Raw genomic sequence first — 14618 nt, forward strand, 5'->3', positions numbered from 1 at the left:
GCCGCCTGAGCCGTGGCCACCTCAAGCCCAAATGCAATTTCCACCACGTTGACGGACGCTACCCCGTGCCACGCGCCAGGCCGCGCGCGGGATGCCCGGCAAGGTGGTGGCTGAACTCGTGCGCGACCACGGCAGCCATCTCGTCCTCGTTGGCCAGGGTGCGCAGCAACCCCGCGCTGACCGTCACGCGGCCCGAGCCCGATGCTTCGGCGCTCATGGTGGCGGAACCACCGGGGCTGGAATCGAGCAGCACCTCGAAGCCGCATTCCCGGGCGAGATAGGCCGCACAGAAGGGCTGGGATGCGGCGGAGAGGCGCGCGGCGGCACGCGCCAGCATGGCGGCGTCCTGACCGGGTGTCCGCGTGCCGGACTGCAGGGGCGGCGCTTCGGCGATGTCGCGGGCGGCGGCCTCCAGTTCCGGGCCGGAGATGGCGGGCAGGCTGTGCTGGGTGCCGCAACCGGCCAGTGGGGTGGTGGCCAGTGGGGTGGTGGCCAATGCGGCGGCGGCCAGGAAAGCCCTGAGCGCGCCATGGCCTTCATCCCGCCCACGCCTGACGCGCATTCCGCCCCCTGCCCCGCCCTGGCGGCCCTGCGCCGCGCCGGGCTCGTGACATTCCTCTACGGGAGGGGCGCGATGCCAGCTCTTTCCAGCGCGGCGCCGATGGCGGCAACGGTTCGGTTGCGCGGACGGCCGTTTCCTGCCTCGAAGTAGCGGATGGTCTGGAGAGAGCAGCCCACCGCCTCGGCCAGTTGCCTTTCGTTCCATCCGAGAAGCGCGCGCGCCTTCAGGCAGCGAGCGGGGGTAAGGCTTTCGGCCTCCTCCTGCCCTTCGGCGCTGTTGCGGCGGCGGGGCGGCGGGAAAGTGGAGGCCGCATGCATCATGCTCAGCCGCATCGGCTCAGTGCCGCGAGCCGGCGCTGCGGCCGGACCGGCGGACCTTCGAGATGCGGTCCAGCATTTCCGTGGCATAATGGCCAGCCAGGGCAAGGTTAGGCTGATCCGGAGACGCGTTGGTCAGATCCGTCGCGCCCTCGGCGCATTTTGCGACGAAAACCAGCAAGGAGGCGACTTCCTCCAGATCCGCCTTCGGCAATCGGGCGGCAATCACGGCAACCGTCATTTCCACGACATGAAGCCGCATCGCCGTCTCGTCCGGGTTCCAGTCGAGCTTGGCTGAAGCCAAATCAATGGACACAACATTCGCCTTTGCGTGATCGTTTCCGCAATCTAGGGTTGCGGAAAGCCAAGCGGCAAGATGATTCTTGTTGTGAGTGTACGGCATCTGCGAGGTTTTGTAGGCAGAAAATTCAGAGCAAAGACAACCATGAGTTTAGTTGCCTGTCTGGCTCGCCTGATGATTGGGGAGTGTTATCTCGGATCTCGCCTCCCACGGACGGGAGACACGCGCCGGAAAAGCACATTATCTCCAGTGAGCGTACGCGATCAGTCGCATCATGAAATGAGTGGACGGACCCTGGCGACCCTGGTGCCGTCTGTTGCTGAGCAAGGCATGATTCGGCAGGGAGCGGTGCGAGTTCCTCCTTCTCCGTGCATTTCCCGCGCGTGGAGATTGCGCCTCAGGCCGCCGGAGCGTGCCGTTCGCTCACCAATGGAGCGCAGCACCGAGTCAGACTTCGGAAGACCAGAAACTCAGGCGCGATAATGGGGGAGGCGACTTCGGAATCCGGCGCGCGATAGCGACCGTGTGGTGTGCGGGTCAAACAGAGCAAGACCTTGCGGATCGGGAAAGATAAAGCCAGCCGGATCAAAACAAGTCAGTTTTATCCGCGGGATCGCAGGCCTCATTTCGCCAGGTCATGTTGGACCGAGGGACAGCAGCAAAGTGCTCCGCAGGTCCGCGATGCTGGCTTCACGTCAGGCAACCATGGTGAATGAAGGGAACTCGTCGTTATCGAAGCGGCTCACCCATTCCGCTCCAACGGGTGCTCGCGCAAACTCCAGCACCGCCTCCGCCCGATCGTACCGCGGCATGATGGGCCGGAGATCCCCACCGATCCCACGCTGAATTCCGCCCGGCCTACAGCCCGGTTCCGGCGCCGCTGCCGACATCCACCATCAAGGCGGCTCCGGGCAGCGCGAGAACCGCGGGCATGATGATCCTGCCCGAAGCGGCGTTGCCACCCTGCACGCGGTCGCAGAACCTCCGCTCACGGAGACCGGCGACGTGCCGCTCCTCCATGCAGGACAGACTGCAGCGTGTCCTGACGGCGGAAACCGGGGCAGGCGAAACCGCGGCGATCAGCGCCCGCGATGGCCGCGGCCAAGCTCGGCCTGCGCCGCGGCGAAGGCGTCCTCTGCGCTGCGGTAACCGCCCGGACCGGTTCTGTAGGTTTCCGCGTCCCGCGTGAGGCGCCAGCCCCAACCGGCGGAACCCGGCCCCCTGCGTTCCACCACGATTTCGGGCGGAGATGAGGCGGGAAGAAGATGATGAGGGATGACGTTCATCGCACCTTGGACTGATCGTGCATCCACAACCCGCCCCTCACCGGCAGGTGCTGGGATGATCGTGGGGCGCAATAGCTGAGCAGCCGGAATACCCACGACTCGGCGCCGGCTGGCGTCCCGTACGGGATTCGAACCCGTGTTGCAGCCTTGAAAGGGCCGCGTCCTAGGCCTCTAGACGAACGGGACAGGCCGAACCCAGCCGATCTGGCGCGGGCGGGGCGTCACTACAATGCCACGCTGCTCGCGTCCAGCACCCCTCAGAGAGCCAGCGGTGCTTCGGGCGGCACGAGGGGGCTGCGCGGCGAAGGCGCGGAGGCGGGAGAGACGGCTGGAGGCTCCGCCCGAGGGGTGGCCGGCGCCCCGCCCCCGGCCGGGGGCGGGTCGGCGCGCACGGGGGATTCCACCAGCGCGGGCGCCTGCCCTGGCGAGGCGGCGGCGGCCGGGTCGGGCACGGTGTAGTCCGGCACGATCCGCGCCTGGGCGCCCGCGATCACCAGCACCTTCTGCCCGATCGGCAGCGGCGGCACGTCGCGCTGGGTGACGTTGACCAGTTCGCCGTTGGTGCGGCGAACGATGTACTCGGTGCCGCGGTTGTCGTTCAGCGTGCGCTCCGTGGCCGTGCCGAGCAGCCCGCCGATCAGCCCGCCGCCCACTCCGGCCAGGGCGGAGGTGAGATTGCTGCCGGTGGCCGCACCGCCCACGATGCCGCCCGCCGTCGCGCCCACGGCCGCTCCGGTCGCGCCATCGGCGGAGATCGCCACCTCCCGCGCGCCGATGATCACGCCCTGCTGCACCGGGTTCACCTGCTGCACGGCGCGAGTGGCGTAAGTGTCGGCGGAATAGGTGTTCCCGCACCCGGCGAGCAGGAGAAGGGGAAGCAGGAAACGGCTGGACGGCATGGGCACTCCGCGGTCTGTCCTGGGCAGGGCCGGGGGAGTGCCCTGCCCGTCCCAGGTATCGGTGGGGGGCTCAGGGGCGAGTTAAGGCCATGCGGCCAGGGCCACAACCCGAAAGGCCTCAGGCCCGCGCGGCGTCCTGCACATGGAGGGAGGTGGTGACCTCACCGTTCCAGCTCTCGGCACGAAGCACGCCGCAGAGGTGGAGCGGTACGCCCCGGGCGTTCAGGAGCAGCTCGGCCAGCGGGCCCTCCTTGGCGCGGAAGCACACGGCCTTCAGGCGCCCGCCCCCCTCCCCTTCCAGGAACAGGCGTATGGTGGCGCCTTCCTTCCCCACACGGTCGGCGCGCACAACGCGGGCGTGGCGGATGGCGAAGACCGGTTCCTCGTTGCCCGTGCCGAAGGGGGCCAGGCGGGCCACCTGCTCGGCCATGGCGGTGTTGGCGGCGGCCACCGTCAGCGTGCCCTCCACCACCAGCGCGGCCGCACCGGGCAGGTTCGCGGCCTGGGCCAGGCGCTCGTTCAGGAAGGCGTGGAGGGCCTCGCGCCGCTCGGCCCGGAAGGAAAGGCCGGCCGCCATGGCGTGCCCGCCGCCGGTTTCCAGCAGCCCGGCCTGCCGCGCCGCGATCACGGCGCCGCCGAGATCGAGCCCAGGCACGGAGCGGCCGGAGCCCTTGGCCAGCCCGTCCGCCAGGCCGGCGACAATGGCGGGGCGGTTGAAGCGCTCCTTCACCCGGCCGGCGACGATGCCGACCACGCCCGGGTGCCACCCCTCCCCCACGATCAGCAGCACGGGATCGCCCGCGGCGACGGCGGCCTCGGCCATGCGCAGCGCCGTGTCCATGACCCCGGCCTCCACCTCCTGCCGGCGGCGGTTGGTCTGGTCCAGCCGCTCGGCCATGGCCCGGGCCTCGATCGGGTCCTCCTCCAGCAGCATCCGCAGGGCGAGGTCGCTTTCCCCGATGCGGCCGGAGGCGTTGAGGCGCGGGCCGAGGCCGAAGCCCAGCGAATGGGCCGTCGGGATGTCCTTCACCCCCGCCACCTCCAGCAGGGCCGCGATGCCCGGCCGGCCGCGCCGCGCCATCACGCGCAGCCCCTGGGCCACGAGCGCGCGGTTCAGGCCGGCGAGTGGCATCACGTCGCAGACCGTGGCGGTGGCCACGAGGTCCAGCAGGTCCAGCAGCGGCGGCTCGGGGCGGTTCTCGAAGAAGCCGGAGCGGCGGAGATGGCGGTGCAGGGCAACCGCCGTCATGAAGCAGATCGCCCCGGCGCAGAGTGTTCCCAGGCCGGAGTCGCAGTCCAGCCGGTTCGGGTTGACGGTGGCGAGGACCGGCGGCGGCGGGCCCTCGGCCTTGTGGTGGTCCAGAACCACCACATCCGCCCGCCCCTCGGCCGCCGCCAGCGCAACACCGGCGGAAATGCCGCAGTCCACGCAGACGATCAGGGTCGCGCCGGCGTCGCAGAGGGCCGCGATGGCCGGAGCGTTGGGACCGTAGCCTTCCTTGATGCGGTCCGGCACGTAATGGGTGGCGGGCACGCCGAGGTCGCGCAGCACGCGGGTGGTCAACGCGCCCGCGCAGGCGCCATCCGCGTCGTAGTCGGCGAAGACCGCCACCCGCTCCCCCGTCCGCACGGCCTCGGCGAGGCGGGCGGCGGCCCGGTCCATGTCGCGCAGGCAGGAGGGGTCGGGCATGGCGGCGCGGAGCCGCGGCTCCAGGAACTCCGCCGCCGCCTCCACGCCGATCCCGCGCGCGGCCAGCAGGCGCCCGACAAGCTCCGGCACATCCAGGCGCTGGGCGATGGCGAGGCCCGTGCGGGCGTCGCCATCGCGCCAGATCCAGCGGCGGCCCGTGGCGCTGCTGGCGACGCCGAGGACCGCCTCGGCGTCGGGGATAGGAAGATCAGGCAAGGAAGAGGTTCGGCTTCACGCTGAAGTTGTGGTGCCCCTCGATGTAGCGGACCGTGCCGGTCTTGCTGCGCATAACGATCGAATGGGTGATGGCGCGGTTCGCCTTGCGCTGCACGCCGCGCAGCATGGCGCCGGTGGTCACGCCGGTCGCCGAGAACATCACGTCGCCGCGGGCCATGTCCTCGACCTGGAAGATGCGGTCGGGGTCGCTGATGCCCATGGACTTCGCGCGCTCGCGCTGGGTGTCGTCCTCGTAGATCAGGCGGCCCTGCATCTGCCCGCCGATGCAGCGGAGCGCCGCCGCGGCCAGCACGCCCTCGGGCGCGCCGCCCCAGCCGATATACATGTCCACCCCCGCCTCGGGCTGCGAGCAGGCGACCACGCCGGCCACGTCGCCGTCGGGGATCAGCATGATGCGCGCACCCGCCTCGCGGCAGGCGCGGATGATGTCCTTGTGGCGGTCGCGGTCGAGCGTGCAGACCACCAGGTCCTCGATCGAGGACTTCTTCGCCTGGGCGAGGTTGCGCAGGTTCTCCTTGGGGCTGGCATCGATGTGCACGACGCCGTCGGGCAGGCCGGGGCCGACCGCGATCTTGTCCATGTAGATGTCGGGGGCGTGCAGGAAGCCGCCCTTCTCCGCGACCGCGAGGGTCGCGATGGCGTTGGGCATGCCGCGGGCGCAGATGGAGGTGCCCTCCAGCGGGTCGACCGCGATGTCGACCTCGGGACCGCCCGAGCCGACCTTCTCGCCGATGTAGAGCATCGGCGCCTCGTCCATCTCGCCCTCGCCGATCACCACGGTGCCGGTGATGGCGACGCTGTCGAAGGCGCGGCGCATGGCGTCCACCGCTGCGCCGTCGGCGCTGTTCTTGTCGCCGCGGCCGATCCAGCGGGAGGCGGAGATGGCCGCCGCCTCGGTCACGCGGACCAGCTCCATGGCGAGGTTGCGGTCGCTCTGCAGCGGCGCGTCGGGGTTGATGGAGCGGGTGGTGCTCATGGCGTTTCGATCCGGATGAGGGCGGGGGGTTCGAGAACGGCGTCCAGCGCCGCGATGTGGGCCAGGGCCTCGCGCATCGCGACCTCGCGGGCCTCGTGCGTGGTGACGACGACGGGCACGGCCTCGCCGGGCGCGCGGCCGCGCTGGAGCATGGATTCGAGGGAGATGCCGGCGTCGCGCAGGGCGCCCGTGACATCGGCGATCACGCCGGGACGGTCCACCACCATCAGCCGGAGATAATAGGCACCGGTGTGGCGCTCCATGCCGACGGAGGGAAGGGCGGAGAAGGATTCCGCGCCCCAGACGGGGGTGTGGCGGCCACGGGCGATGTCGATCAGGTCCGACACCACGGCGCTTGCCGTCGGCCCGGCGCCGGCGCCGCGGCCGACGAGCACCACGCGGCCGACATGGTCGCCTTCCGCCACCACGGCGTTGAAGACGCCGTCCACGGTGGCCACCGGGTGGCCGGCGGGCACCATGCAGGGATGCACGCGCGTTTCCACGCCCGCCGCGGAGCAGGAGGCGATGCCCAGGAGCTTGATGCGGTAGCCGAGTTCCTCGGCGAGGCGGATGTCGAGCGCGGAAACGGCGCGGATGCCCTCCACGTGCACGGCGTCGAAATCGACCGGGCGGCCGAAGGCCAGCGCCGCGAGGATGGCCAGCTTGTGGGCGGCGTCGATGCCGTCCACGTCGAAGGTGGGGTCGGCCTCGGCATAGCCCAGCTTCTGGGCCTCGCTCAGGGCTTCCGCAAATTCCCGCCCGCGCTCGCGCATCTGGGTCAGGATGTAGTTGCAGGTGCCGTTCAGGATGCCGGTGACGCGGGTGATGCGGTTCGCCGCCAGGCCTTCCCGGATCGCCTTGATGGCGGGGATGCCCCCGGCCACCGCCGCCTCGAAGGCGAGCGGCACGCCGGCCCTGGCGGCGGTTTCCGCAAGCTCCGCGCCGTGAACGGCCAGCAGCGCCTTGTTGGCAGTGACGACGGGCTTGCCGGCCGTCAGCGCCGCCTGGATCAGCGCGCGGGCCGGGCCCTCGCTGCCGCCGATGGTTTCCACCACCACGTCCACAGCCGGGTCGTTGGCGAGCGCCACGGGGTCGTCATACCAGCGCAGCCCGTCGAGGCTGATGCCCCGGTCGCGCGTGCGGTCCCGCGAGGAAACGGCGGTGACGGCGATGCGCCGGCCCGCGCGGGCAGCGACGATCTCGGCGTTCTGGCGCAGCAGGCCGAGCACGCCCGCACCGACCGTGCCGAGGCCGGCCACGGCAACCGCGAGGGGACGGGTCATGCGCGAACGGTGTCCTCTTTGGTGGCCTCGTCCATGGCGGGCGCGGCGTTGTCCCCCTGGAGGAAGGAGCGGATGCCGCGCAGGCCCTGGCGGATGCGGTGGTTGTTCTCCACCAGCGCGATGCGGACATGGTCGTCGCCGTGCTCGCCGAAGCCGATGCCCGGCGCCACCGCCACCTTCGCGCGGGCGAGCAGGAGCTTGGAGAACTCGACGCTGCCGAGGTGGCGGAAGCGTTCGGGAATGGGGGCCCAGATGAACATGGAGGCCTCCGGCGAGGGCACGTCCCAGCCCGCCTGGCGCAGGCCCTTCACGAGCACGTCGCGCCGGTCCTTGTACAGCGCCCGCATCTCCGCGATGCAGTCCTGCGGGCCGTTCAGGGCCGCCGTGGCCGCCACCTGGATCGGCGTGAAGGCGCCGTAGTCGAGATAGGACTTCACCCGCGTCAGCGCCGCGATCAGCTTGGGGTTGCCCACCGCGAAGCCCATGCGCCAGCCCGGCATGTTGTAGGTCTTGGACATGGAGGTGAACTCCACCGCCACGTCCTTGGCGCCCTCCACCTCCAGCACGGAGGGGGGTGGGGTGGTGCCGTAGTACAGCTCCGCATAAGCGAGGTCGGAGAGGATGAAGATCTCGTGGCGGCGGCAGAAGGCGACCAGCTCGCGGTAGAACTCGATGCCCGCGACCAGGGCCGTCGGGTTGGAGGGGAAGTTGACGATCACCGCCGTGGGCTTGGGCACGGAATGGCGCACGGCGCGGTCGATCGCGCGCAGCATCTCGTCATCGGGCGTGTAGGGAATGGAGCGCACGGAGGCGCCGGCGATCAGGAAGCCGAACTGGTGGATCGGATAGGAGGGATTCGGCACCAGGATGGTGTCGCCCGGGGAGGAAATGGCCTGGGCGAGGTTCGCCAGCCCTTCCTTGCTGCCCAGCGTCGCGATCACCTCGGTCTCGGGGTCCAGCCTCACGCCGAAGCGGCGGGCGTAGTAGGCCGCGTGTGCCTTCCGCAGCCCGGGGATGCCCTTGGAGGCGGAGTAGCGGTGCGTGCGCGGGTCCTGCACGGCCTCGATCAGCTTGGCCACGATGTGCGGCGGCGTCGGGCTGTCCGGATTGCCCATGCCGAGGTCCACCACGTCCTCCGCCGCCCCGCGCGCCTTGGCCTTGGCGGCATTGACCTCCGCGAAGACATAGGGCGGCAGGCGGCGGATGCGGTGGAACTCTTCGGTCATGGTTTCGGGTGCTCGGCGTTCTGTTCTTGGGGCAGCGAGGTTGGAGGATAGCGGTGGCGGTCAGCGCCCGCGAGGCGCGATGGACGGGAAGCTGGGTGGCGTCGCGAGATCGGGTGCCGCCGGGGCGGTGAGCCCGGGCGGCGGCCCCTCGGGTGCGGCCTCCTCGATGCGCGGGGCCTCCGTGCCGGGCAGCAGCAGGGTGGCAGGGCCGGTGCCGATGCGGGGCGCGGCCGAGAGCCGCGCCGGCGAGGGCGGGGCGGCCGGCACCACGGCCATGCCCTCGGTGGCCGGGCGGTCCGGCACCGGGGCGCCGGGCATGACGGGGGCGACCGAGGCCGCACGGTTGGCCGCGAGCATGGCGGACAGCTCCGCCCGCGCGCTGGCCGGCCCGCGGGACGGGCGCTGCGGCACGGTGGAAAGGTTGGGCGTGGCCTGGTCCAGGCCAGGGGGCATCGTGCGGCCCTCCAGCGCCTTCCCCGTGATCTGCCGGTAAAACTCGAAGGGCGACTCGCCGGGCGAGCCGACGCAGCCTCCGAGCAGGAGCGGCACGCAGAGCGCGGCGGCCAGCCCTGCAAGCGGGCGCGCTTGTGCCACCCCGCGCTGGTCCCTAGCTTCCTCGCACCGGCTGGCATCCGACCGGGACGGCATGGCCCTCTCTCGCATCGCACGCTCCTCTCATCCGGGGGTTTGCCGCAGATTGGCGGCCGGCGGAAGCCACGGAACGGGGCGCCCGAAACGCCGCCTCGGCGGGATGGCCGGGTCCTGAGCAGGACACGGGGCGCGAAAAAGGGAGAAAACGCGGGCATGAGCCAGAAGCGCAAGAGCGGCCGGACCCCGGCGGATGTGGCGCAGTCCGGGGTCGAGGCGCTCGGCGGGACCACGCAGGGCAGCCCGCCCGCCGCGCAGCGCGGCAAGGTGGCCGCCGGGCCCGCGCCCGACCGCAAGGGCAAGGCGGCGCCGCTGAACACGGGCACCGCGGGGGATGAGCGCGCGCCCATGGTGCGCGCCAGGCCGGCGCAGGCGTCGGCGCAGGCGCCCGTGCCGGCCGCAGAGCCCGCGGCCTCGCGCATCGCCATGGCGGTGGCGGCGTCTTCCCCGCTTCCCGTAATTCCCATGCCGCAAGAGCAGGCCGGCACGCCGCCCTCCGCCCACCCGGCGCCTCCGCCGGTCCCGGCCGACCCGGCGTCCGCGAAGGCCGCGGCATCGGCGCCCGCTGCTCCGGCATCCCCTCCCACACCGATGGCGCAGCCCTCCCTGCCCGCCGATGCCCCAAAGCTCCGCCTGCCCGACCCCGCCGTGGTGAGCCGCACCATGGCGGACGTGGCCGAGCGCGGGCAGCGCATCGTGGCCGAGTTCCTGCGCCGCCAAGGCTCGGGCGACGGCCGGCCGAGCCCGGACCCGCTCAACATCGGCACCGCCTTCCTGGAGATGACGACGCGGCTGATGTCCAACCCCGCGCGACTCGTGCAGGCGCAGATCGGCTTCTGGCAGGACTACCTGACGCTCTGGCAGAACACCGCGCGGCGCATGATGGGCGGCCAGGCGGACCCCGTGATCGCCGAGCGGAAGGGCGACAAGCGCTTCAAGGACGACGCCTGGCGCGAGAACGAGGTCTTCGACTTCATCAAGCAGTCCTACCTGCTTTCCTCCCGCTACTTCACCAACGTGGTTCAGGGGGCGGAGGGGCTGAAGCCCAAGACCGCGCAGAAGCTGGATTTCTACACGCGCCAGTTCGTGGACGCGATGAGCCCGACCAACTTCTGGATGACCAACCCGGAGGTGCTGCGGCGGACCGCCGAGACCGGCGGCGAGAACCTGCTCAAGGGCCTGTCCAACCTGCTGTCGGACCTCGAGCGCGGGCACGGCAAGCTCCGCATCAACATGACCGACGAGAGCAAGTTCCAGATCGGCGAGAACATCGCGGTGACACCGGGCAAGGTGGTCTACCGCAACGCGCTGATGGAGCTGATCCAGTACAGCCCAACGACCGAGACGGTGCTCAAGCGCCCGCTGCTGATCCTGCCGCCCTGGATCAACAAGTTCTACATCCTGGATCTGCGTCCCAAGAACTCCTTCGTGCGCTGGGCGGTGGCCCAGGGGCACACGGTGTTCGTCTGCTCCTGGGTGAACCCGGACGAGGCGCTGGCCGAGATGGGCTTCGAGGATTACATGCGCCTCGGCCCCTATGCCGCGCTGGACGCCATCGAGCAGGCGACGAGGGAGCGGCGGGTCAACGCCATCGGCTATTGCCTCGGCGGCACGCTGCTGGCCTCCACCCTCGCGCACATGGCGAAGAAGGGGGACGACCGCATCGCCTCCGCCACCTTCTTCACGACCATGCTGGACTTCGAGGAAGCGGGGGAACTCGGCGTCTTCATCGACGAGGAGCAGCTCCAGGCCATCGAGGCGAAGATGAGCCATCGCGGCTTCCTGGAGGGGTCGGAAATGGCCGACACCTTCAACATGCTGCGCGCCAACGACCTGATCTGGTCCTTCGTGGTGCAGAACTACCTGCTGGGCCAGGAGCCCTTCCCCTTCGACCTGCTGTTCTGGAACGGCGATTCCACGCGCATGCCGGCGAAGATGCATTCCTTCTACCTGCGCCGCATGTACCAGCAGAACGACCTGGTGAAGCCCGGCGGGGTCGAGCTGGACGGGGTCGCGCTGGACCTGCGGGAGATCGAGGTGCCCTCCTACTTCCTGGCGACACGGGAGGACCACATCGCTCCCTGGAAAAGCAGCTACCGCGCGACGCAGCTCTTCTCCGGGCCGGTCCGCTTCGTCCTGGCCGCCTCCGGCCATATCGCGGGCGTGGTGAACTCCCCCGACAGCGGCAAGTACAGCCACTGGATCAGCGAGGGTGGCTTCCCGGCCGACCCGACCGAGTGGGTCGAGACGGCCACCGAGCTTGCGGGCTCCTGGTGGCCCGACTGGCAGCGCTGGGTTTCTGCGCAGGACCGCGCCACCGTTCCCGCCCGCCAGCCCGGCGAGGGTGCGCTGCCCGCGCTGGAGGATGCGCCCGGCAGCTACGTCAAGGTGATGGCGGGGGACTGAGCCCCCGCCCTCAGAGACCGAAGGGGATCGGCCCCCGGCCACCCCGGTCGGCGGGCACGGGGGAGTCGAAGTCCGCGCCCCACCCATTCACCTCGTCCAGCGCCCGGACGCGCTCGGCCAGGGCCGCGGTGGAAATCTCGCCTTGCGGCAGCGGGCCGGGGTCATTCAGGCGCAGCAGCGTTGCCTCCCCTCCGCGCGGAAACAGGGCGGCGGGCAGGGCGGCGGCCGCCGCGCGGCGGTTGCCCGCGCGCAGCGCGCGGTGGGCCGCGGCCAGGGCCGCGGCCATGCGGGGCGAATCGGCCAGCGGGTCCGCGCCGAGCGCACCGCGCATCTCGTCCCGCGCCAGGCCGATGCCGCCGCGGATGTCGGCGGGCACGGGGATCCAGCGCGGGGTTCCAAGCTCCACCGCCATCCATTCCAGCAGCCCGGCGGCCCGGGCGATGCGCGCGGGCTCGCCGCGGATGCCGTTGCTGGCGCCGGACAGGTCCTGGGCCAGGGCGGCGACCGCCGCGCGGCCAGCCTCCTGCTCGGGCGGCAGCAGGCCAGGAGGCAGTGGCCAGGCGATATTGGGCTGCCGGAGTTCCGCGCAGCCGCCCAGCCCCGCCGCGCCGAGGGCCATGGGGGCGATGAGGAAGAGGGCGCGGCGTCGCAGCATCGGGGCATCCGGGGCGGTTGGGCGCGCAGGATGCCCTGCGGGGCGCCCGGCGTCACGCAAGGGGGGCGTCAGTCCAGTTCCTTGTCGTCGCTGCGCCCGAACTCGATGTCGCGCTGGGCGCGCCGGGTGGCCAGGTTGGCCTGGGGAAGGCGCGTGATGGTGCCGAGGCGGGCCAGCGTGTCCGGGGAGAAGACGGGCGGCGGCAGCGCGGCGCGGGCGCCGCCCGCATCGCCCCGCGCCAGGGCGGCGGCGGCGGATTCCATGCCGGCCATCACGGCCGCGGCCGGCGCATCGGTGCGGATGCCCAGCGCCCGGCGGACCTCGTAGCGCGCGGCGGACAGGGCCGGCGGCGTGTTGGCGCTGAAGTTGTAGAAGGAGCGGTCCGCCCCGACCGCGAGGGTGGTCCATTCCAGGCGGCTGACGGCGACCGCGGCATCGGCCGACTTGCCCAGCAGCACGCCGGTGTTCCCGAAGGCCTCGGCGGCGCCGCTGATGGCGTTCCGCTCCGGCGTCTGCCCGCCATAGCCCGCGAGCGGCGGCACCGGCGGCACGGGCTCCGCGCCCGGAACCGCGCAGGCCCCCAGGACCAGCGCCCCGAACAGGAGGGAAAGGAAGGGCGCGGTCCTCATGGTGTTCTCTTTCTATTCGAGGCTGGCGCGGTGCTCCTTGGCCAGCTCGGCGTAATGGGGGGCGGTGCGGTCCCATCCGGCCCGCTCCTCCGAAGACATGGTGCGCACCAGCCGGGCGGGGGAGCCCAGCCACAATTCGTTGCGTCCGATCACCTTGCCGGGGGCGAGGAGCCCGCCGGCGCCGAGCATGCCGCCTTCCTGGATCACGGCCTTGTCCAGCACGGTGGCGCCCATGCCGACGAAGGCACGGTCCTCGAGGGTGCAGGCGTGGATGATGCAGGCATGGCCGATCGTCACGTCCGCGCCGAGCACCGCCGGCATGGTGCCGGCGTTCACGTGGACGATGGTGCCGTCCTGGATGTTGGTGCGCGGGCCGATGCGGATGAAGTTCGTGTCACCCCGGAGCACGCAGCCGTACCAGATGCTGGAATCCTCACCCAGCTCCACGTCGCCGATCACCGAGGCGGTGGGGGCGACGAAGGCGCTGGGATGGATGGAGGGCCACTTGCCCTTGAACGGGAAAAGCGGCCCGCTCATGCCGCGCGCTCCATGCGGTTCGCGGCTTCGAGCCCAAGCATGAGGTTCATGTTCTGCACCGCCGCGCCCGAGGCGCCCTTCCCGAGGTTGTCCAGCCGGGCGACCAGCACCGCCTGGCCGCGTGCCTCGCTGCCATAGACGCGCAGCTCGACGAGGTCGGTGTTGTTCAGCGCCTCCGGCTCCAGCTTTCCGCCGGGCTCGGCGGGAACCACGCGCACGAACTCCTGGCCCGCATAATAGGAGGCGAGCGCGGCCTCGAGCGCCGCCGGCGAGGGGCGCCCGTTCAGCAGATCGAGGTGCAGCGGGGCGGAGACGAGCATGCCCTGCCGGAAGTCCCCGACACTGGGCACGAAGATCGGGCGGCGCGTGAGGGCGGAGTAATGCTGGAGCTCCGGCAGGTGCTTGTGTTCCAGGCCCAGCCCGTAAAGCTCGAAGGCGGGGGCACCGGCCTCCTCATAGGCGGCGATCATGGCCTTGCCGCCGCCGGAATAGCCGGAGACGGCGTTCACCGTGACGGGGTAGTCGGGCGGCAGGAGGCCTGCCTCCACCAGGGGGCGGAGCAGCAGGATGCCGCCCGTGGGGTAGCAGCCGGGATTGGCCACGCGCGGCGCGGCGGCGATGCGCGCGGCCTGGCCCGGGGCGAGCTCGGGCACGCCATAAACCCAGTCCGGGTCCACGCGGTGGGCCGTGGACGCATCGAGCAGCCGGGGCGCGCGGGCGCCGAGACCGGCAGCGACCGCCGTGGCCTCCTTCGCGGCGGCGTCGGGCAGGCAGAGGATCACGAGGTCCACCTCCGCGAAGAGGTCGCGCTTGGCGGCGGGATCCTTGCGGTGCTCCGACGGCAGCGAGCGGAGGGCGAGGTCGGATCGGCCCTGCAGGCGCTCGACGATCTGGAGGCCGGTGGTGCCGGACTCGCCGTCGATGAAGACGCTGGGGATGCTGCCTTGGGCCATCTTGCTCTCCTCG

At 71.4% G+C, this 14618-nt stretch carries 14 protein-coding genes and 1 tRNA gene; 1 reads left to right on the plus strand and 14 read right to left on the minus strand.

Annotation, left to right across the window (positions count from 1 at the left end):
- Positions 1-58: 58 nt before the first annotated feature.
- The 10 genes from ACFFIC_RS18305 to ACFFIC_RS18350 all read right to left on the minus strand — a co-directional run bounded on the left by ACFFIC_RS18305 (position 59) and on the right by ACFFIC_RS18350 (position 9371).
- Positions 59-562, minus strand: coding sequence for a M48 family metalloprotease (locus ACFFIC_RS18305; protein ID WP_377052975.1), 504 nt, complete (start codon positions 560-562; stop codon positions 59-61).
- Positions 563-618: 56 nt separating this feature from the next.
- A complete protein-coding gene (locus ACFFIC_RS18310; protein ID WP_377052977.1) occupies positions 619-882 on the minus strand; it encodes a helix-turn-helix transcriptional regulator in 264 nt (87 codons plus the stop codon).
- A 16-nt stretch (positions 883-898) separates the two neighbouring features.
- The gene (locus ACFFIC_RS18315; protein WP_377052979.1) at positions 899-1195 is read right to left on the minus strand and encodes a hypothetical protein; all 297 of its coding nucleotides are present in this window, start codon (positions 1193-1195) and stop codon (positions 899-901) included.
- A 1381-nt stretch (positions 1196-2576) separates the two neighbouring features.
- A tRNA-Glu gene (locus tag ACFFIC_RS18320) sits at positions 2577-2652 on the minus strand.
- 71 nt (positions 2653-2723) lie between these two features.
- Entirely contained in the window at positions 2724-3365 is a 642-nt protein-coding gene (locus ACFFIC_RS18325; RefSeq protein ID WP_377052981.1) for a hypothetical protein, read from the minus strand.
- A 118-nt stretch (positions 3366-3483) separates the two neighbouring features.
- On the minus strand, positions 3484-5271 hold the full coding sequence (recJ, locus tag ACFFIC_RS18330) for a single-stranded-DNA-specific exonuclease RecJ (protein WP_377052983.1): 1788 nt from the start codon (positions 5269-5271) through the stop codon (positions 3484-3486).
- Complete coding sequence (gene glpX, locus ACFFIC_RS18335; protein WP_377052985.1) at positions 5264-6268, minus strand: class II fructose-bisphosphatase; 1005 nt, start codon at positions 6266-6268, stop codon at positions 5264-5266. The genes recJ and glpX overlap by 8 nt, the downstream gene beginning before the upstream one ends.
- The gene (locus ACFFIC_RS18340) at positions 6265-7551 is read right to left on the minus strand and encodes a homoserine dehydrogenase (protein ID WP_377052987.1); all 1287 of its coding nucleotides are present in this window, start codon (positions 7549-7551) and stop codon (positions 6265-6267) included. The genes glpX and ACFFIC_RS18340 overlap by 4 nt, the downstream gene beginning before the upstream one ends.
- Positions 7548-8777, minus strand: a complete 1230-nt coding sequence (locus ACFFIC_RS18345) for an LL-diaminopimelate aminotransferase (protein ID WP_377052989.1) — start codon at positions 8775-8777, stop codon at positions 7548-7550. Before ACFFIC_RS18345 ends, ACFFIC_RS18340 begins: the two co-directional genes overlap by 4 nt.
- Before the next feature lie 60 nt (positions 8778-8837).
- Positions 8838-9371, minus strand: a complete 534-nt coding sequence (locus ACFFIC_RS18350) for a hypothetical protein (RefSeq protein WP_377052991.1) — start codon at positions 9369-9371, stop codon at positions 8838-8840.
- A 645-nt stretch (positions 9372-10016) separates the two neighbouring features.
- Here ACFFIC_RS18350 and ACFFIC_RS18355 point away from each other — a divergent pair.
- Positions 10017-11831 (plus strand): PHA/PHB synthase family protein, encoded by a 1815-nt coding sequence (locus tag ACFFIC_RS18355; RefSeq protein ID WP_377053034.1) that lies wholly within the window; start codon positions 10017-10019, stop codon positions 11829-11831.
- Positions 11832-11841: 10 nt separating this feature from the next.
- On the opposite strand, the gene ACFFIC_RS18360 is transcribed toward ACFFIC_RS18355, so the two are convergent.
- The 4 genes from ACFFIC_RS18360 to argC form a co-directional block, all read right to left on the minus strand.
- Positions 11842-12486, minus strand: coding sequence for a hypothetical protein (locus ACFFIC_RS18360; RefSeq protein ID WP_377052993.1), 645 nt, complete (start codon positions 12484-12486; stop codon positions 11842-11844).
- A 68-nt stretch (positions 12487-12554) separates the two neighbouring features.
- Complete coding sequence (locus ACFFIC_RS18365; protein WP_377052995.1) at positions 12555-13115, minus strand: hypothetical protein; 561 nt, start codon at positions 13113-13115, stop codon at positions 12555-12557.
- Positions 13116-13127: 12 nt separating this feature from the next.
- Positions 13128-13652: a gamma carbonic anhydrase family protein gene (locus tag ACFFIC_RS18370; RefSeq protein ID WP_377052997.1), complete on the minus strand. Its 525-nt coding sequence runs from the start codon at positions 13650-13652 to the stop codon at positions 13128-13130.
- The gene (argC, locus tag ACFFIC_RS18375) at positions 13649-14605 is read right to left on the minus strand and encodes an N-acetyl-gamma-glutamyl-phosphate reductase (protein WP_377052999.1); all 957 of its coding nucleotides are present in this window, start codon (positions 14603-14605) and stop codon (positions 13649-13651) included. The genes ACFFIC_RS18370 and argC overlap by 4 nt, the downstream gene beginning before the upstream one ends.
- Positions 14606-14618: the final 13 nt, after the last annotated feature.

Origin of the sequence: Muricoccus vinaceus (assembly GCF_042433125.1) — a bacterium.
GTDB classification, from domain to species: Bacteria; Pseudomonadota; Alphaproteobacteria; order Acetobacterales; family Acetobacteraceae; genus Roseomonas; species Roseomonas vinacea.